Below are 17382 nucleotides of genomic sequence, written 5' to 3' on the forward strand. Positions count from 1 at the left end.
GAACCCGTGTTCGAGTACAGGTATAGCGGAGGGGTCCGACAGTTTTCGCGTCGCCGGGGCCGCGCGGCCCCGGCGAGCTCAGAGCTTGACCATGGGGACGCTGCCGACCAGCATCAGCTTCACCTTGCCCGAGGCGCCGAAGTCGATGGTCGCGGTCGCACGCGGGCCCTCGCCCTGCGCCTCCACCACGGTTCCCAGGCCGTACTTGTCATGGCTGACGCGGTCACCCACGTCCAGTTTCAAGGCCACCGTGTTCTGCCAGCCCTTGAACGAGGTGGTCCGCATGCCTCGCGAGGCGAGGCCCGCCTGTGCCGAGTCCCCACCGGTGGTACGGCGGCCCCAGGTGGTCGCGGCCCGCGGCGAACCGTAGGAGTTCGTTCCCGCGACCGGCTCTTCCCGCTTCCAGTCGACGAGATCGGCCGGGATCTCGTCCAGGAAGCGCGAGGCCGGGTTGTTCATCGGCTGCCCCCAGGCCGAGCGGGTGATCGCACGGGAGAGGTAAAGGCGCTCACGGGCACGGGTGATCGCGACGTAGGCCAGCCGCCGTTCCTCCGCCAGTTCCGCCGGCTCCCCCAGCGCGCGCAGGTGCGGGAAGACACCGTCCTCCCAGCCGGCGCAGAACACCACCGGATACTCCAGGCCCTTCGCGGTGTGCACGGTCATGAGCGTGACCACGCCGGCGTCGTCGCCGTCCTCCTCGCCGTCGGGGACGGGGATCGAATCCGCGTCCGCGACCAGCGACACCCGTTCCAGGAAGGCGGGCAGCGAACCGGGCTCCGGGACGCCCGCGTCCTCCTCTTCCGCCGGGGGCGGCAGCTCGGCCGCGGACTCGGTGAATTCGCGGGCGACCGTGACCAGTTCGGTCAGGTTCTCCACCCGCGAGGCGTCCTGCGGATCGTCCGATTCCTCCAGTTCGGCCCGGTAACCGGTGCGGTCCAGTACCGCCTCGAGCACGTCCGCCACCTCGACGCCGTCCTCGGCCAGCGCCCTCAGTTCGTCCAGCAGCCCGACGAAGGCGGTGATCGCCTTGGCCGAGCGCGGGTTGAGCAGCGGCACCTTCCCCTCGGTCGCCTCACGCAGCGCCGTGGCGAAGGAGACGCGTTCCCGCTCGGCGTGCGTGGCGATCACGGCCTCGGCGCGCTCGCCGATGCCTCGCTTGGGCACGTTCAGGATGCGGCGCAGGCTCACCGTGTCCTCGGGGTTGGCGATCACCCGCAGGTACGCCAGCATGTCCCGGACCTCGCGCCGCTCGTAGAACCGGACACCCCCGACGACGCGGTACGGCAGGCCGAGCCGGATGAAGATCTCTTCGAACACCCGGGACTGGTTGTTGGTGCGGTAGAACACCGCGACGTCGGAGTAGCGGGCCTCGCCCCGGTCGGCCAGCGCGTCGATTTCGCCCGCGACGAACGCTGCCTCGTCGTGCTCGTTGTCGGCGACGTAGCCGCCGATCTTCTGGCCGTCGCCGGAGTCGGTCCACAGACGCTTGTCCCTGCGGTTGGGGTTGCGGGAGATGACCGCATTGGCCGCGGACAGGATGGTCTGCGTGGACCGGTAGTTCTGCTCCAGCAGGATCGTGCGCGCGTTCGGGAAGTCCCGTTCGAACTCCTCGATGTTGCGGATCGTCGCGCCGCGGAAGGCGTAGATCGACTGGTCCGCGTCCCCCACGACGCACAGCTCGGCCGGCTCGACACCGGACCCGTTCGGCTCGGTGCCCACCAGTTCTCGGACCAGCGTGTACTGCGCGTGGTTGGTGTCCTGGTACTCGTCGACCAGGACGTGCCGGAACCGGCGCCGGTAGTGCTCGGTGACCTCGGGGAAGACCTGGAGCAGCTCCACCGTGCGCATGATCAGGTCGTCGAAGTCCATCGCGTTGGCCAGCGAAAGCCGCCGCTGGTACTCGGCATAGACCTCGGCGACCCGCCGCTCGAGCTCGTTGGTGGCCGTCTCCGCGGCCGCGGTGGCGTCCTTCAGCTCGTTCTTGAGGTTCGAGATGTGCACGGCCAGGACGCGCGCCGGGTAGCGCTTGGGATCGATGTCGAGATCCCGCGCCACCAGCGTGATGAGCCGCTTGGTGTCGTCGGAGTCGTAGATCGAGAAGTTCGACGACATGCCCAGCGTCTTGGCCTCCCGGCGGAGCAGCCGCACGCACATCGAGTGGAAGGTGGACACCCACATCGCGTTCGCCCGCCTGCCGACCAGGTCCGAGACGCGCTCACGCATTTCGGCGGCAGCCTTGTTGGTGAACGTGATGGCCATGATCTGGCCGGGCTGGGCGCCCCGCTCGGCGAGCAGCCAGGCGATCCGGCGGGTCAGCACCCTCGTCTTGCCCGACCCGGCACCGGCCACCACCAGCAGCGGCGCTCCGGCGTGGGTGACGGCTTCGCGCTGGGCCCGGTTGAGGTCGGACAGCAGGTCGGCGTCCCGGGCCGTGACGGTCGAAGGAGCCGGCTCGGGCAAGGGGAGATCGAAGAGGGTGCTCATCGGGGATCCACGCTACTAGAGACTGTTTCGAAGTGGTTTGCGTAGCGGCTCCGCCGCTACGCAACACGATCTGGGGGGACCGACGGTGTACCGCACGGACGTACTCGGCGATGTCGCCGGTGGACAGATGCGGGATGGCACCCCGGGTGCGGAGCATCGACTCCATGACCACTGAACCCACCGGAATCCGCGCCTCCGACGCCGATCGCGAGCGGACCGCCGCCCTGATCCAGCGCGCGAGCGCCGAAGGCCGTCTCACCCTCTCCGAAACAGAACAACGCCTCGGCGAGGTTTATGCCGCCAAGTACCTCGGCGAACTGGCCGGCCTCGTCGCCGACCTGCCGCAGGAACAGCCGCAGCGCCACTGGTTCCCGCCGCCCCTGCGGCTGCACGCCGCGGTGGCAGTGCTCCTCTCGGCGCTGCTGATCGTGCGCTGGGCGGTTTCCGGCGCACCGTTCTTCTGGCCCGCCATGCCGATGTTCTGGCTGGGCGTGAGCCTGCTCGCACACGCCGCGATCCGGTCGCGGCGCCGCGCTGTGCCATACTGAGGGTGTGCGGCACGCTCAGCGATTTTTTTACGGGACCCGGACTCCGGCTCCCGTGATCGCGTAGTGCTCTCCACGCCATCAACGTCAAGCCCCGGAGTCCACGGACCCGGGGCTTTCTTCGGCTCTGGGCCTGGAGTCCGGACCGACCGGAGGTCCCGATGAACGCACAGACAGACGACAAGGGCGCTGTTTCCCCGGCTTCCTCGGCGGAGCCGATCGCTTCCGCCGAGGAGGTCGCGGAGCTGCGCAAGGAGATCGACTGGCTGGACGGCGAGATCCTGCGCCTGGTCAAGCGCCGGGTCGAAGTGTCCAAGCGGATCGGCGCCGCGCGCATGGCCGCGGGCGGCACGCGGATCGTCTACAACCGCGAGATGGATGTGCTGGCGCGTTACCGGGAGCTCGGTCCGGAGGGCCGCCAGCTCGCGATGGCGCTGCTGAACCTGGGACGCGGGCGTCTCGGGCGCTGAGGTCCGGCGGGTCCGGCAGGTCCGGCCCGCGGGCGTCCGGGGCGAAAACCAGGGTGTTTCCCCGAGCCGCCGGGCGCGGTGCGCGCGCACACTGGAGACATGATTAACCTCATCGCGGTCCTGGTCGCGATCGCCAGTGTGCTCGCCGCGCTCGGCCATGTCGGTTATCTGGCACTGCTCAACAACGCCGCGAACAAACGCGCCGGGGGCGCGCCCGTCGCGGAGTACGTCCGGAGCCGGTGGCCGATCGCGGGCGGCACCACGGCCGCCTCCCTGCTCGCCTGGTTGTTCACTTCCGGGAGCACCGGCATGGACATCCTCGCGATCGTCCTCGCCGCGGGGAGCGGGGTCGTATCGGTCAAGGCCCTGCAGTCGACCCAGGCGAAGTACCGCAGCGGCGGCTGAGGGCCGCGGCACACCGCGTTTTCATACTGCAAGTCGCAGTCGCTCGAATGGCTACTCCCCTTCGGAGTGAACTTGGCGGCTGGCCCTCCCCTGCGCGCTCATGGCTCTTACGCTGGGGACGTGAATTCCGGCACGGCGATGGGGATCAGCGCGCCCCGAAGGCGCGCGAGTTCGGGCACCCGTGCAACTTGCCGATTGCATGCTGCTCCATTCGGCTTAATTCACCCCGGAAAGGCGTCACGAGATGCAGGGGGAGGAATCCACTCCGCATGAACCGTGGGGCCGATTCGACCGAGCAGCTCACCCCCTCCCCGGGCAGGCACCGCCTGGGCGCCAGCGGCACCTGGACGCCCCAGGTCCCGCCACGGCCCGCCCGCACCCGCCACTCGAACCCGCCCCCGCCCCAGCCCGTCGACCAGCCTGTGAGCGGCACGCTGCGGCTTCCCCCCGCCGCACCGCGCTACGACGAAGGCAGCCGGTCGGGCTTCCTGTCGGTCAGCGGCAGGCTCCCGCTGCCGGAGCCGGCCTCCCCCGCGGCGCCCGTGTCCTCCTCGGTGTCGTCACCGACCCCGCCGCCTCGAACGAGGGTCAGGCTCACCCCTCCCACCTGCCATGAGACCGGTTCGGGCGACGACGTCCGCGTCTACGTGGCACCACCGGAAACCGGGCTGTCCACCTTCGATCTGGGCAGCGTGCCCGCCTCGGTCACCCCTCCCCGGAGCTGGCGCAGGGCCGCCTGGTTCGCCACCGCCTCGTCGGGCGGTGTGGTGGTGGCGTTGCTGTTCGCCGGATCCGCACTGGTCGGCAAGCCCGCCCCGGAACAGGCTTCGGGGGGCTGGGTTCCCGGCCTCGGCGGCGGCCTGCCCACCGTCGCAGGAGAACAGCTCGGCCCGGGCCCCCTTGCCCGCTACAGCGGCCCCGCCACCAACTCCTCCAGCACCCTGAGCACGCAGTTGGACCTGAGCCGGTCGTCCTCCGGGCCTGCCGCGGTCCGCGACACCGGCGAAAGCACTTCGGCCGCGGATGGCGACGCCGCGTCCCGCCCGTCGGCTCCCAGCGATCCGGCGGGCTCGGCCCCGCTGGTCACCTCGGTTCCGCCGAAGCCGGCGCCCACTCCCGCGCCCTACGACTCCGACCCGTTCCAGCTCAGCTTGCAGCAGGCGGACCCGGGCACGCTGGCCAGGACCTCGCAGCGGTATCTCGACAGCGTGACCGCCAACCCGGCTCAGGCCCACGAGCTGACCACCGGCGAACTGCGGGACGAGGGGGCGGAGAGGCTCGCCGAGAAGTACTCCGAGGTGGCGTACTTCGAGGTCGAGCACATCCAGGTGCATCAGTACGACGGCCGGACGGTGTGCACCGTGAAGACCGTGCACAAGAACGGCCGCCAGACCGTCGAGCAGCGCACCCTCACCTTCGACGGGACGAAGATCTCCAGCGACGGGAACTGACCCGCCCACGCGCCTCGTTGGGCCACTCGGGTGAAGCGCGTGCCGCTCATCGTCCGCTGACGTCAGTCCACCGACGAAAGCTGGCCGGTAACGACTTGACGCGGTTCGCTGATGAACGAGCAGACAACCCGATCAACCGAAACAGAGGCCATGAGAGTCGTGCACGATCGGCGGCGGTCCCGGCAGGCGCCGGACGCCCTCACCGTCGAGGACCTGCTCGCCGCGCAGGATCTCGCCCTCGAGCTGGTCGAAAGCGAGTACCTCACCGAGTCGGTCCGCGAGTCCAGGAAGTTCCTGCCGCCGTCCCGGCTCCACGTCGACGGGAGCGCCGCGTCCCGCGAACCGGAGAGCAGGCTGGCGAAGATCGCGAAACTGGCCGGGCTGAGCACGGCCGCGTCGCTGTTGGTCGGCGCCGTCGTGGCGTCGGCGCTGCTGACCCGCGGGCGTCCTGCCGATTCCGGGCGCGCGACCTCCGCCCCGCCGCCGATCACCGGTGCCGCCGCGCTCGGCGGCTTCATAACGGGTGGCGACACCGGGTCCACCGCCACCGCTCCGCTCGACGGCTACGGGAACACGGTGCTCGCCCCGCAGATCCCGGTCGCCGCCACCCACCAGACCCGGCCCGACGGTCAGGCCGCGGACAGCCCCGCCGGGAAGCTGGCCGTGGTGGCCGAGTTCTACCAGCGGATGGGCTCTCCTCAGCCCGAGGACGCCCTGAGCATGCTCGTGCCGAGCCTCGCCGGGAACGAGCCCGGCCGCCTGATCCGGGCCTGGGCCTCGATGAAGGAGATCCACGTCGAGCAGACCTCGGTGCAGCCCGACGGTTCGGTGCGCGCGGTCGTCGGCGTGGTGCAGCGGAACGGCACGAAACTGCGGGTCACTCAGGTACTGACGCTGGCGTCGAACGCTCCCAACGTCATCTCCCAGGCGCAGCTGCTCTCTGCGGAGCAGCTGTAGCACGCGACCACAGGCCGTTCCCAAGAGTGCCACCTGTATGTGCACAGAGTGAGCGCCCTAGCCTTGACGGTGCTGGTCTCGGGTAATCCGGCCCATGGGCCCGCGATATGTGCATACGCTCCTGGCGTGCGGCATGCTGTCGCGCCCTGTAAGCAGCCCCCGAAGGAGGTCGCGTGAGCGACGAGGGTCGCCTGGTCGCCGGCCGGTACCGGATCGTGCGCAAGATCGGGTCCGGTGCCATGGGCGCCGTGTGGCAGGCGCACGACGAGCTACTCGCCCGCACGGTCGCGATCAAACAGCTGCTCCTTCAACCCGGGCTCGACCACCACGAGGCGGAAGACGCCAAGCAGCGCACGATGCGCGAGGGCCGGATCGCGGCCCGGCTCCACCACCCGAACGCCATCTCGGTGTTCGACGTGGTCACCGACGACAACGGCCATCCGTGCCTGGTGATGGAGTACCTGCCGTCCACCAGCCTGGCCGAGGTGCTGCGGGACCGGAAGACGCTGCCGCCGCTGGAAGTGGCGCGGATCGGGGCGCAGATCGCGGCCGCGCTGAAGGACGCGCACGCGGTCGGCATCGTGCACCGCGACATCAAGCCGGGCAACATCCTGCTCGCCGACAACGGCCTGGTGAAGATCACCGACTTCGGCATCTCCCGCGCCAAGGACGACGTCACCGTCACCAAGACCGGCATGATCGCCGGTACTCCGGCCTACCTCGCGCCCGAAGTCGCGATCGGCGGCGACCCTGGCCCCGAGTCGGACGTGTTCTCCCTGGGCTCGACGCTCTACGCGGCCTGTGAGGGCCAGCCGCCGTTCGGGTTGAGCGAGAACACGCTGAGCCTGCTGCACGCGGTGGCGGCCGGGCAGATCAATCCCCCTCGGCAGTCCGGTCCGATGGCCAGCGTGCTCGCCGTGCTGTTGCATCCCGAGGTGCAGCACCGCCCGACCGCTGAGGAGGCCGAGGAGCTGCTGGCCGCGGTGGCGCGCGGGGAGACCCCGCTCGGCGGCCCCGCCGCGGAGACGCAGATCGCGCCCGCCGGCGGCACGCTCGGCATGGCGGCGGCCGGTCCCGGCGCCACCCGTGCCTTCAGCGGCTCGCTCGGGGCCACCCCGCCGCCGGACCGTTTCTACGACGAGTACGACGACGACTACGCGGACGACGCCTACGAGGCAGGCGGATATCCGCAGGACGACTACGACCGCGGCACCCGGGTGGCCCCGGGCGGATACGACGAGTACGACGAAGAGCCGCCTCCGCCGCCGCGGCGCACCGCCGCCGATGAGGACGAAGAGGACCAGCCCGGCAAGTGGAAGGTGCCCGCGGCGATCGGCGCGGTGGTGCTCATCGGACTGGTGGCGCTGGGCATCTGGCTGTTCAGCGGCCCGAAGGGCGGCGGCAGCACGAACACCACCGGCAACGTGTCGACCACGCCGGTGCCGGGCGCCTCGTCGTCGGTGGAGACCACGGAGAGCGCGACCGCTTCGATGACCGAGGGCTCATCTCCGACGCGGTCGTCGAGGTCTTCCGAGTCCTCGTCGAAGCACAGCAGTGCGTCGGACCCGCCCTCTTCGGACACCTCGAGCTCGTCGAAGAAGAGCACACCCAGCTCACCGAGCTCGAAGCAGTCCACACCGTCGTCCAGCGACACGCCGACTACGTCGAACTCTTCGTCTTCGAACGGCTGATGGCACCGTTTCCGTTGCCGTGACGCGGAACAAGTAGGGTGGGCGGCGACTCCGGTGGCCGTCCGCACGACGAGAGGTGGTTGTGGGTACTGAGGGCTCAGTCGTCGGCGGCAGGTATCGCTTGGACCAGCCCATCGGCCATGGCCGGGCGGGCATCGTCTGGCTCGCCTACGACACTCTCCTGAACCGGACGGTGGCGGCGAAGCGGATCTACTCGCCGCCCGGGCTCGATCCCGCGCAGGCCGAGCAGGCGGCCCAGTTGGCCGTCCAGGAGGGCCGTGCCGCCACCCGCGTACTGCACGCCTGCGTGATCACGGTTTTCGACGTGGTGCGTGAAGGGCCCGACGCCTGGCTCGTGATGGAGTTCGTGCCGTCCCGCAACATGACCACGTTCCTCTCCGAGCACGGCACCCTCACCCCGGATCAGGCGGCCTTCCTGGGCGGCCAGCTGGCTTCGGCCCTGATGGCCGCCCACCAGCTCGGGATCGTGCATCGCGCGCTGGAACCGGGCAACGTGCTGCTCGCCGACGACGGCGGCGTGAAGGTCACCGACGTCGGGATCACCGGTCCCGGGCCGCATCCGGCGTTCCGCGCGCCGGAGGTGGCCCTCGGCGGCCCCGCCACGCCCGCCTCGGACGTCTTTTCCCTTGGCGTGACGCTGTATGTGGCGGTGGAGGGCGTCCCGCCGTACGGCGAGAACGGCACCGATCCGTTGCGGGAGCCGCAGCGCGCAGGCCAGTTGACGGGCGCGCTGATGAAGCTGCTCCGGGAGGATCCGCTGGCCCGGCCGACGCTGCCGGACACCATCGTCTCGTTCCAGGCCATCACGCAGGGACGGCAGACCGCGTTCATCCCGCCGACGGCGCCCGCACTGCCGACGATGCCGGTGGCTATGCCGATGGCCCAGCAGGGGCCGATGGTCCCGCAGGGTGCGATGGCCTCGAAGGCCCCGGTGATCACCCTGACCCCGGAGCGCATCCGTGCCCTGATCCTCACCGTGGCGTCGATCCTGGTCGCCGCCGCGGTCGGCATCGGCATCACGCAGTTGCTGTTCCTCTGAGCACGAAATCGGCTCAGGCCGGTGGTGCCAGGCCTAGAGATCTGATCAGGTCGCGGAGTTCGGCCCGGTAGAGCTTGGCCGGTTCGCGGGTCTGGCCGCCGAGGCGGCCATAGATCTCCAAGGAGACGAGCCCGTGCATGCGGCCCCAGACCCGCAGCGCGAGCGCGACGGCGGCGGGGGGAAGATCCGGGAATTCCGAGCGGATCTCCTCGACCAGTCGAGGGTCGAAGTCCGACCAGGTGTGGTCGCCGTCGGACTGGAGTGGACTGGCGTGCAGCCAGGCCGCGGCCACCAGGCCGGTCAGCCCCGCGCAGGCCCGGTGCTCGGCCTCGGCGGCGGGGCCGCCGGGCGGTGGCCGATAGCCGGGAACAGGGTCGCCGTAGATCAGGCGGAAGCCCTGCGGGTTTTCGACCGACCACTCGCGCAGCGCCTCTCCCCAGGCCAGGATCCGGGCGGCCGGGTCATCGGCGGGGCAGGCGTCCCGGGCCGCTTCGACCCGGTCCACCAGTGCGCGGTAAAGGTCGTTGATCAGCGTGGTGACCAGGTCATCCCGGGTCGGGTAGTACCCGTAGATGGCACCCGCGGTCATGCCCATCTCGCGGGCGATGGCCCGGAGCGAAATGGCGTCCGGGCCGCCCTCGGCCATCAGCTTCAGCGCGATCGTCTTGATCTCCCGCGCGGTTTCCGCCTTCAGCCGCTCCCGCCTGCTCTGGGTCTGCACGCTTGACACCTTACATCGTTGGGCTACTCTCTCCCGTGCGGTAACTACACGCCGTTCATCAACTTCACAGCACCTCAGCGGGAGTTTCATCATGGAGATCGGCATCTTCGGCGCGTCCGGAGTCATCGGCGGCAGGGTGCTCGAGGAAGCAGTCAGCCTCGGGCACCGCGTCAGGGCCTTCACCCGCGCCGAGTCGCGAATCCCGGCCGAAACCGGGGCCGTGACCTGGCGGGTGGCCAACGTCGTGGACCCGGACGAGGTCGCGGCGGCCATAGCCGGCCTGGACGTGGTGGTCAACGCGATCAACACGGGCAACGACGTTCCCGAAACGATCGCCAACGCCGGCACGCTGCCCGCCGCGGCACGTACCCTGCTGACGGCACTCGAGCAGCACCCCGCGACGCGCGTGATCGTGGTGGGCGGCGCGGGCAGCCTGGAAGTGCGGCCCGGGCTGCAACTGGTGGATGTTGAGGGCTTCGCCGAAAGACTGCCCGACTCGCTGGGAGTTCCGGAGGAGTACGTGAAAGTCGTGCTGGCACACCGGGAAGCGTTGAACCTCTACCGGCTGTCCAACCGGAACTGGACCTACGTGAGCCCTTCCGCGGGGCTGGTCCAGCCGGGGGAGCGCACCGGCCGTTTCCGCATGGGCGGCAACCAACTCCTGGTGCGGGCCGACGGCACAACCGGGATCTCGGCCGAAGACCTCGCCGTGGCGATCCTCGACGAGATCGAATTCCCCCGCCACATCCAACGCCGCTTCACCGTCGGCTACTGAGGTAGCCATCCGCCGACGGCGGGCGGGCCGCGCCGCTACGGCACAGTGCGACGCGAGCGGAGGTTGTCGACGAGGCAGCGGACCACGGGCTGGCCCCTGGCCCGCGCCGCGATCGCGGCCTGGATGCTGCGAACCGGCTCCGGCCGCCGCAACCGCTTGACACAACGCCCTTCGGCGCGGCCACGGCTCGTCGGCCAGGTCGAGCACGGGCTTGTGGGCCAGGGGGTGGTTCTTCGGCAGGATCGCGCGGTCCGTGCCAAACGATGACCGACACGTCCACCTCACCGGCCTGTACCAGCGGGACGGAATCGAGCGCTTCGAGCACCTTCAGGTCCAGTTTGGACGCCGGGGAACTCGCGGCGGACCGTGACCACCGCGGGCGGGACGAGCGCTGCGCCCGCGGTGGCGAAGTAGCGGATGGTCAGGCGGCCGGTCCGGCCCGCTTTCCGCCACGACCATACAGTTTTACTTAATGATTCCTGCAGTTTATTTCGCTTGTCCTTACGATCACGCTAGGCGAAGCTGAGCGGGTGGGAGAGACGAAAACGCTGCTGCGGCTGGCCGCACTCGCACTCATGTGGGGCTCCAGCTTCTTCTGGGTCAAACTCGGCCTGACCGCCTTCACCCCCGTGCAGCTGGTCCTCATCCGCGTCGCGCTCGGCGCCGTCGTCCTGCTCACGCTCTGCCTGCTCCAGCGCAATCGCCTGCCCGCGCGGCCGCGCGTGTGGCTGCACCTCGCCGTCGCGGCCCTGCTCCACAACGCCCTGCCCTTCGTGCTGTTCGCCGTGGGCGAGAAGACCGTCAGCTCCGGGATCACCGGCGTGATCAACTCCACGACTCCACTGTGGACAGTGCTGGTCGCGCTGGCGACCGGGGTGGACCGCACGATGAGCAGGCCGCGCCTGCTGGGACTCGCCCTCGGCCTCACCGGTGTCGTGCTCATCTTCGCGCCCTGGCAGGAATCGGGCCTGCTCAGCTGGGGTGCGCTCGCCTGCATCGCGGCCGCGGTCAGCTACGGACTGGTCATCGTCTACGAAGGCCGGTTCCTCTCCGACACCGGCAGCTCCCCCCTTGCGCTGGCGGGTGCCCAGATGACCATGGCCACCGGTTTCGTCCTGCTCGCCATGCCGGCCGGCGGAATCGCCCCGGTGCACCCGAACCCGGTCGCGATCGTCGCGGTCGGGGTACTCGGCGTGTTCAGCACCGGCATCGCCTTTGCCCTCAACTACCAGGTGATCGCCAGCGAGGGTGCCGTGGCCGCGTCCATGGTCGGCTACCTGATCCCGGTGGTGTCCGTGCTGCTCGGCGCCGCGTTCCTGCACGAGGAACTCAACCCGCGCGTGCTCGCCGGGATGATCGTGGTGCTGGCCGGGGTGGCGCTCACCCGGCTCCGCGGGCGCGTCGCCGCCACCCCGCCCGAGCCGGTGCCGGTGGCGGTGACCTCAGACGAGGCGACGGTCTGAGGCCCAGCGCGAGAGTTCGTAGCGGTTGGACAGCTGGGTCTTCCGCAGGACGCTCGACACGTGCGTCTCGACCGTCTTCACGGAGATGAACAGCTCCGAAGCGATCTCCTTGTAGGCATAGCCGCGAGCGAGCAGCCGGAGCACGTCCCGTTCGCGCGGGGTGAGCAGGTCGAGCTCGGGGTCGCTGATCGGCGCGGAACCCGGCCGGTCGGCGAACGCGTCCAGCACGAAACCCGCCAGCCGCGGGGAGAACACCGCATCCCCGTCCGCGACCCGGTTGATCGCCCGGACCAGCTCCTTCGACGAGATCGTCTTCGTGACGTAACCGCGCGCACCTGCCCGGATCACCGCGATCACGTCCTCCGCCGCGTCGGACACCGACAGCGCGAGGAACACCACGTCCGGCAGTTCCGGCCGGATCCGGCGCAGCACCTCGGCCCCGCCGCCGTCGGGCATGTGCACGTCGAGCAGCACCACCTGCGGCTTGGTCCGGTTGATCCCGGCGACGGCCTCGGCGACCGAACCCGCCTCCCCCACCACGCGCACCCCGTCGGTGATGGATTCCAGCTCGGTGCGCACACCGGCACGGAACAACGCGTGGTCGTCGACCAGAAAGACAGTCACCGGTGCTTCGCTCAACGCCGCCCCCTCTGAGAAACCCGCTCTAAGCCTGATTCGCCTTGACCGGCATCGCCAGCTGGACCTCGGTGCCCTCACCGGGCGCGGTCCGCAGTCTGACGCTGCCGCCGTTGCGCTCCATCCTGCCCCGGATCGAATCGGCGAGGCCATGCCGGTCCGCGGAAACCTGGTCCGGGTCGAAACCCTTGCCCCGGTCCCGCACGAAAACCGTCACCGCCGCCGGCTCCACCTCGGCATAGACGCTGACCTCGTCCACACCCGCGTGCTTGGCGGCGTTCACCATGGCCTCACGGGCGGCCTGGACGAGCGCGGTGAGCGGTTCGTCGAGGTCGATGTCCCCCACCACGACCTGGGACACGGAAATGGCGAAGGCGTCCTCCACCTCGCCGCATGCGGTGGCGACTGCGGTGGACAGGCGCCCACCTGCGCCGTTGTCCTGCTCGGCCGTCTCCTTCCCCGCCCCGTAGCCCGACGGCCCGTACAGCCAGCCCCGCAGCTCCCGCTCCTGGCCCCGCGCCAGGCGAGCGACCTCCTTCGGGGAGTCGGCCTGCTTCTGGATCAGCGCGAGCGTCTGCAGCACCGAGTCGTGCAGGTGCGCCGCGATCTCGGCGCGTTCCTCGGTACGGATACGGGCGCGGCGCTCCTCGCCGAGGTCCTGCACCATGCGCAGCCAGAACGGGACCGTCAGCACCGCCACCCCGATCAGCGTGGCGAACACCGCGATCAGCGCGAGCCGCATCTGGGTGAAGTTGCTGTCGCGGAACAACACCACGCCGATGCCCGTGATCACCAGCGCCACCCCGCAGACGATCCGCACCGCGGCCTGCCAACCGCCGCCGCCGACGATCCGGGCCACGCCGGAACGCGCGCCACTGCGCCAGCGGCCGCGCTGGGATTCGTCGGCCTCCCGCCACACCACCGCGGCACCGACCAGGGCCAGGGCGAGCGGTACGGCCAACCAGCCCGAGATGGCCCCGCTGAGGGTGCTGCCGCCGACCGCGAGGCCGATCCCCAGCACGAGCAGGGCGATCGCCTGTTGGCGCTCCTTCGGCGAAGGTGGCTTTGTCGTGTCCTCCCCGGGCCGCTGCGGCACGAAAACCCACAGCATCCCGTACGCGAACAGCCCCAGACCGCCGAGAGCGGCGAGGAACGCGAAGGCCGCCCGCACCCAGAGCACGCGGACCCCGAGATGGTCGGCGAGACCGACCGCCACGCCCGCGACGGCCCGGCCGGACCGGCGCCGGTACAGCTTCGGCGGCTCTTCCGGCTCGGCGAGCGCCCGCGAGGCCTGCCCGGTGACGGGGACTCCCCGCGGTAGGTGTGTCACGGCCTCTTCGCGGGCCCTCTCCTGCACGTCCTCCATGGTTCTTCCATGGTCACATGCCCGCAAGGCGGATCCATCGGGGAATGTCCCTGATCGTGAATCTCAGGGTCGTTCCCGGATGTGCCGCGGGAGCCCCCGGCGCATGATCGTGGGCATGAGTGGCGCAGCAGACGAATCCAAGCCCACCGGCCTGGGCGGGTTCGAGGAAACTCTCAAGGACTTCTGGGTCAGCAGGCCACGGCGGCCGGAACACGGACGCAAGATCGCCGGGGTCGCGGCCGCCATCGGCAACCGGTACGGCATCGACCCGGTGATCGTCCGGGTGGCCCTCGCGTCCGCGACCCTGTTCGGAGGCATCGGCCTGTCGCTGTACCTGCTGGGCTGGCTGTTCTTCCCGGGCGAGCACGACGAGGTTTCCCCGGCCGAAGCCCTGTTGGGGCGGGGCCACAGCTCGATGCCGAAGGGCCTCACGGTCGCGCTCGGCCTGGCCTTTTTCCCGATCTCCACCTGGGCCTTCTCGCAGGAGTGGTTCCGCGGGGGCGGGATGATCGGATTCGCGCTGCTGCTCATCGCGCTGTACCTGCTGCACCGGTCGCGAGGGCACGAGCACCGCCCCGTGGCGCCGGTGAAGACCACCGCGTCTCCGGAGTTCTCCGCGTCTTTCTCCATGGCGACCGGCGCCACCGCGACGGAGACCGCCTCTGGCACTCCGTCCGGCCACGCCACGGGTTGGGACCCGCTCGGCGCGCCACCCCTGGCCTGGGATCTGCCTGACCCGCAGACCGCCCCCACACCCCCGCCGCCGCCCAGGGCGCGCGCACCGCGCCGCCGTTCCAAGGTCGGCATCACCACCTTCGGCATCGCCCTGCTGGTGGCCGGCGCCGGGGTGGCCCTGGGCAGCAGCCACCATCCGTGGTTCTCCGGGCAGCACGTCATCGGCCTGGTGCTCGGCGTGCTGGGGGTCGGCCTCGTGGCCGGAGGACTCGTCGGCGGTGGGCGCGGCCTGATCGGCCTGGCCGTTCCGCTGTCCATCGCGGGCATCGTGCTGACCGCGGTGCCGGTGGAGGACTTCACGGGCGGGTTCGGCAACCTGACCGAGATCCCGCGGACGGCGGCGGAAGTGCAACCGGTATACCAGCACACGGCCGGGGATGTGGAGATCGACCTCACCAGGCTGCCCGCGGACGTCCCGGTGAGCACGATCGTCCGCAACGGCGCCGGGCAGACCATGATCATCGTGCCCCGGACCGCGGACGTGCGGTACACCTGCGAGATCCAGGCGGGCAACGCGGACTGCCTCGGAACCGAAACCGACGGTGTGGCCCGTCCCGCGATCACGGGCTTCGACACCGGGACCGACGGCCCCGGCGGGCTTCAACTGACCCTGCACGTCAAGCAGGGCGGGGGCAACCTGGAGGTGCGACGTGGCTGAAAACCCCTACCAGTTCGGGGAAGACACCGAACCGGCCACCGAGCGACCGGTCCGCCGGAGGGTGGACCTGTTCGCCGTGATCATCGGAATCGGCACGCTGTTGGTCTCGGCCTACACACTCACCGACGGGGCCACCTGGCTGCCCCCCGCCGACCTGCGCTGGACCCTCGCCGGCGGCGCGGTCCTGCTGGGAGTCCTGATGCTGGGAGCCTCGCTCCGCGGCGGCCGCCGGCGCTGACGCCCCCCCCCCCCCGCACACCCACTCATGCCAAGGGCCCTCCGGTTCACCGGAGGGCCCTTGGCTCAAGCGCGTACCGAGGATGGAACAGGCCTGCGCACTATTCCCACTCGATGGTGCCCGGGGGCTTGCTGGTCACGTCGAGCACTACGCGGTTGACCTCGGCCACCTCGTTCGTGATCCGGGTGGAGATCCGCTCCAGCACCTCGTAGGGGAGGCGGGTCCAGTCCGCCGTCATGGCGTCCTCACTGGACACCGGCCGCAGCACCACCGGGTTCCCGTAGGTGCGGCCGTCGCCCTGCACGCCCACGCTGCGGACGTCGGCCAGCAGTACCACCGGGCACTGCCAGATGTCGCGGTCGAGGCCCGCCGCGGTCAGTTCCTCGCGGGCGATCGCGTCGGCCGCGCGCAGCGTCTCCAGCCGGTCGGCGGTGACCTCACCGATGATCCGGATGCCCAGGCCGGGGCCGGGGAACGGCTGCCGGTACACGATCGTCTCCGGCAGGCCCAGCTCCAGGCCGACCCGCCGCACCTCGTCCTTGAACAGCAGTCGCAGCGGCTCGACCAGTTCGAACTGCAGGTCCTCGGGGAGCCCGCCGACGTTGTGGTGGCTCTTGATGTTCGCCGCGTTCGCCCCGCCACCCGACTCGACCACGTCGGGATAGAGCGTGCCCTGCACCAGGAACCGGTAATCGCCCTGGGCCTTGAGGTCCCGCTCCGCCTGCTCGAACACGCGGATGAACTCGCGGCCGATGATCTTGCGCTTCTGCTCCGGGTCGGTGACGCCCGCCAAGGCGCCGAGGAACCGTTCGCGCGCGTCGATGGTGACCAGCCGGACGCCGGTGGCGGCGACGAAGTCGCGCTCGACCTGCGCCCGCTCGCCCGAGCGCAGCAGACCGTGGTCGACGAACACGCAGGTGAGCCGGTCGCCGATGGCGCGCTGCACGAGCGCGGCCGCGACCGCGGAGTCGACGCCGCCGGACAGGCCGCAGATGGCCCGGCCGTCACCGACCTGCTCGCGGATAGCGGCTATCTGCTCGGTCACGATGGAGGCGGTGGTCCACGCAGGGCGGATACCGGCGATGTCGTGCAGGAACCGCCGCAGCACCTCCTGGCCGTGCGGCGAGTGCAGCACCTCCGGGTGGTACTGGACACCGGCGTAGCGCTCCTCCGCGTTCTCGTACGCGGCGACGGGGGCACCCTCGGAAGTCGCGGTGACGAGCGCGCCGGGAGGCGCCTTGGTGACGCTGTCCCCGTGACTCATCCACACCTGGTGCCGCGCGGGCAGTTCGCGGTGCAGCGCGCCGCCGTCCTCGCACAGCTTGATCTCGGTGCGGCCGTACTCGCGGGCACCGGTGGCCTCGACGGTGCCGCCGAGGGCCTGGGCCAGCACGTGGAAGCCGTAGCAGATCCCGAAGATGGGCACCCCGGTCTTGGCCAGCCCGGGATCCATTCCCGGCGCGCCGGGCGAGTACGCACTCGCCGGACCGCCGGAGAGGATGATGGCGGCGGGCTCCTTCGCCATGATCTCGTCGACGGTCGCGGTGTGCGGCACGACCTCGGAGTACACCTGGGCCTCTCGCACCCGGCGTGCGATCAGCTGCGCATACTGCGCACCGAAGTCCACCACGATGACCGGACCGTTCCGACTGGGCACCCGCACCTCCTCAGGGGCAACGCTCATTACTCCTATCGTCCCAGGTGAGCTCCGCCACGCCACCCCCGGC

16 protein-coding genes are annotated in these 17382 nt (G+C 70.5%); 11 read left to right on the plus strand and 5 right to left on the minus strand.

The window, feature by feature from the left end; all coding sequences use genetic code 11:
- Positions 1–78 precede the first annotated feature (78 nt).
- Entirely contained in the window at positions 79–2484 is a 2406-nt protein-coding gene (gene pcrA, locus ORV05_RS29755) for a DNA helicase PcrA (protein ID WP_268755271.1), read from the minus strand.
- 164 nt (positions 2485–2648) lie between these two features.
- On the opposite strand from pcrA, the gene ORV05_RS29760 reads away from it, so the two are divergent.
- The 7 genes from ORV05_RS29760 (at position 2649) to ORV05_RS29790 (ending at position 9063) form a co-directional block, all read left to right on the plus strand.
- The gene (locus ORV05_RS29760; RefSeq protein ID WP_268755272.1) at positions 2649–3032 is read left to right on the plus strand and encodes a DUF1707 SHOCT-like domain-containing protein; all 384 of its coding nucleotides are present in this window, start codon (positions 2649–2651) and stop codon (positions 3030–3032) included.
- A gap of 158 nt (positions 3033–3190) precedes the next feature.
- Entirely contained in the window at positions 3191–3499 is a 309-nt protein-coding gene (locus tag ORV05_RS29765) for a chorismate mutase (RefSeq protein WP_268755273.1), read from the plus strand.
- Between the two features lie 99 nt (positions 3500–3598).
- Entirely contained in the window at positions 3599–3904 is a 306-nt protein-coding gene (locus tag ORV05_RS29770) for a hypothetical protein (RefSeq protein WP_268755274.1), read from the plus strand.
- A gap of 269 nt (positions 3905–4173) precedes the next feature.
- Positions 4174–5355 (plus strand): hypothetical protein, encoded by a 1182-nt coding sequence (locus ORV05_RS29775; RefSeq protein WP_268755275.1) that lies wholly within the window; start codon positions 4174–4176, stop codon positions 5353–5355.
- Between the two features lie 150 nt (positions 5356–5505).
- Positions 5506–6312 (plus strand): hypothetical protein, encoded by an 807-nt coding sequence (locus tag ORV05_RS29780; protein ID WP_268755276.1) that lies wholly within the window; start codon positions 5506–5508, stop codon positions 6310–6312.
- A gap of 173 nt (positions 6313–6485) precedes the next feature.
- The gene (locus ORV05_RS29785; protein ID WP_268755277.1) at positions 6486–8003 is read left to right on the plus strand and encodes a serine/threonine-protein kinase; all 1518 of its coding nucleotides are present in this window, start codon (positions 6486–6488) and stop codon (positions 8001–8003) included.
- A gap of 82 nt (positions 8004–8085) precedes the next feature.
- The gene (locus ORV05_RS29790; RefSeq protein ID WP_268755278.1) at positions 8086–9063 is read left to right on the plus strand and encodes a serine/threonine-protein kinase; all 978 of its coding nucleotides are present in this window, start codon (positions 8086–8088) and stop codon (positions 9061–9063) included.
- A 13-nt stretch (positions 9064–9076) separates the two neighbouring features.
- On the opposite strand, the gene ORV05_RS29795 is transcribed toward ORV05_RS29790, so the two are convergent.
- Complete coding sequence (locus tag ORV05_RS29795; protein ID WP_268755279.1) at positions 9077–9784, minus strand: TetR/AcrR family transcriptional regulator; 708 nt, start codon at positions 9782–9784, stop codon at positions 9077–9079.
- A gap of 91 nt (positions 9785–9875) precedes the next feature.
- Here ORV05_RS29795 and ORV05_RS29800 point away from each other — a divergent pair, with 91 nt between their 5' ends.
- Both ORV05_RS29800 and ORV05_RS29805 read left to right on the plus strand, forming a co-directional pair.
- Complete coding sequence (locus ORV05_RS29800) at positions 9876–10559, plus strand: NAD(P)-dependent oxidoreductase (protein ID WP_268755280.1); 684 nt, start codon at positions 9876–9878, stop codon at positions 10557–10559.
- A 530-nt stretch (positions 10560–11089) separates the two neighbouring features.
- Complete coding sequence (locus tag ORV05_RS29805) at positions 11090–12022, plus strand: DMT family transporter (protein WP_268755281.1); 933 nt, start codon at positions 11090–11092, stop codon at positions 12020–12022.
- On the opposite strand, the gene ORV05_RS29810 is transcribed toward ORV05_RS29805, so the two are convergent.
- Together ORV05_RS29810 and ORV05_RS29815 are read right to left on the minus strand one after the other, a co-directional pair.
- Complete coding sequence (locus tag ORV05_RS29810; protein WP_268755282.1) at positions 12002–12661, minus strand: response regulator; 660 nt, start codon at positions 12659–12661, stop codon at positions 12002–12004. The two genes, ORV05_RS29805 and ORV05_RS29810, sit on opposite strands and share 21 nt — an antisense overlap.
- 25 nt (positions 12662–12686) lie before the next feature.
- Complete coding sequence (locus ORV05_RS29815) at positions 12687–14024, minus strand: ATP-binding protein (protein ID WP_268755283.1); 1338 nt, start codon at positions 14022–14024, stop codon at positions 12687–12689.
- Positions 14025–14139: 115 nt separating this feature from the next.
- Between ORV05_RS29815 and ORV05_RS29820 the strand changes: the two genes are divergently transcribed.
- Positions 14140–15417, plus strand: coding sequence for a PspC domain-containing protein (locus ORV05_RS29820; RefSeq protein ID WP_268755284.1), 1278 nt, complete (start codon positions 14140–14142; stop codon positions 15415–15417).
- Positions 15410–15655, plus strand: a complete 246-nt coding sequence (locus tag ORV05_RS29825; RefSeq protein WP_268755285.1) for a hypothetical protein — start codon at positions 15410–15412, stop codon at positions 15653–15655. The genes ORV05_RS29820 and ORV05_RS29825 overlap by 8 nt, the downstream gene beginning before the upstream one ends.
- A 100-nt stretch (positions 15656–15755) precedes the next feature.
- On the opposite strand, the gene guaA is transcribed toward ORV05_RS29825, so the two are convergent.
- Positions 15756–17339 carry a glutamine-hydrolyzing GMP synthase gene (gene guaA / locus ORV05_RS29830; protein ID WP_407652600.1) on the minus strand — a complete coding sequence of 528 codons (1584 nt, stop codon included), beginning with the start codon at positions 17337–17339 and terminating at the stop codon, positions 15756–15758.
- Positions 17340–17382: the final 43 nt, after the last annotated feature.

Origin of the sequence: Amycolatopsis cynarae, assembly GCF_026802195.1 — a bacterium.
GTDB lineage: Bacteria > Actinomycetota > Actinomycetes > Mycobacteriales > Pseudonocardiaceae > Amycolatopsis_E > Amycolatopsis_E rhizosphaerae.

What these genes read in the sequence shown, in the direction of transcription:
- pcrA (WP_268755271.1), bottom strand. Translation starts at nt 2,484, where the DNA reads ATGAGCACCCTCTTCGATCTCCCCTTGCCCGAGCCGGCTCCTTCGACC.
- ORV05_RS29760 (WP_268755272.1), top strand. Translation starts at nt 2,649, where the DNA reads ATGACCACTGAACCCACCGGAATCCGCGCCTCCGACGCCGATCGCGAG.
- ORV05_RS29765 (WP_268755273.1), top strand. Translation starts at nt 3,191, where the DNA reads ATGAACGCACAGACAGACGACAAGGGCGCTGTTTCCCCGGCTTCCTCG.
- ORV05_RS29770 (WP_268755274.1), top strand. Translation starts at nt 3,599, where the DNA reads ATGATTAACCTCATCGCGGTCCTGGTCGCGATCGCCAGTGTGCTCGCC.
- ORV05_RS29775 (WP_268755275.1), top strand. Translation starts at nt 4,174, where the DNA reads ATGAACCGTGGGGCCGATTCGACCGAGCAGCTCACCCCCTCCCCGGGC.
- ORV05_RS29780 (WP_268755276.1), top strand. Translation starts at nt 5,506, where the DNA reads ATGAGAGTCGTGCACGATCGGCGGCGGTCCCGGCAGGCGCCGGACGCC.
- ORV05_RS29800 (WP_268755280.1), top strand. Translation starts at nt 9,876, where the DNA reads ATGGAGATCGGCATCTTCGGCGCGTCCGGAGTCATCGGCGGCAGGGTG.
- ORV05_RS29815 (WP_268755283.1), bottom strand. Translation starts at nt 14,024, where the DNA reads ATGGAGGACGTGCAGGAGAGGGCCCGCGAAGAGGCCGTGACACACCTA.
- ORV05_RS29820 (WP_268755284.1), top strand. Translation starts at nt 14,140, where the DNA reads ATGAGTGGCGCAGCAGACGAATCCAAGCCCACCGGCCTGGGCGGGTTC.
- guaA (WP_407652600.1), bottom strand. Translation starts at nt 17,339, where the DNA reads ATGAGCGTTGCCCCTGAGGAGGTGCGGGTGCCCAGTCGGAACGGTCCG.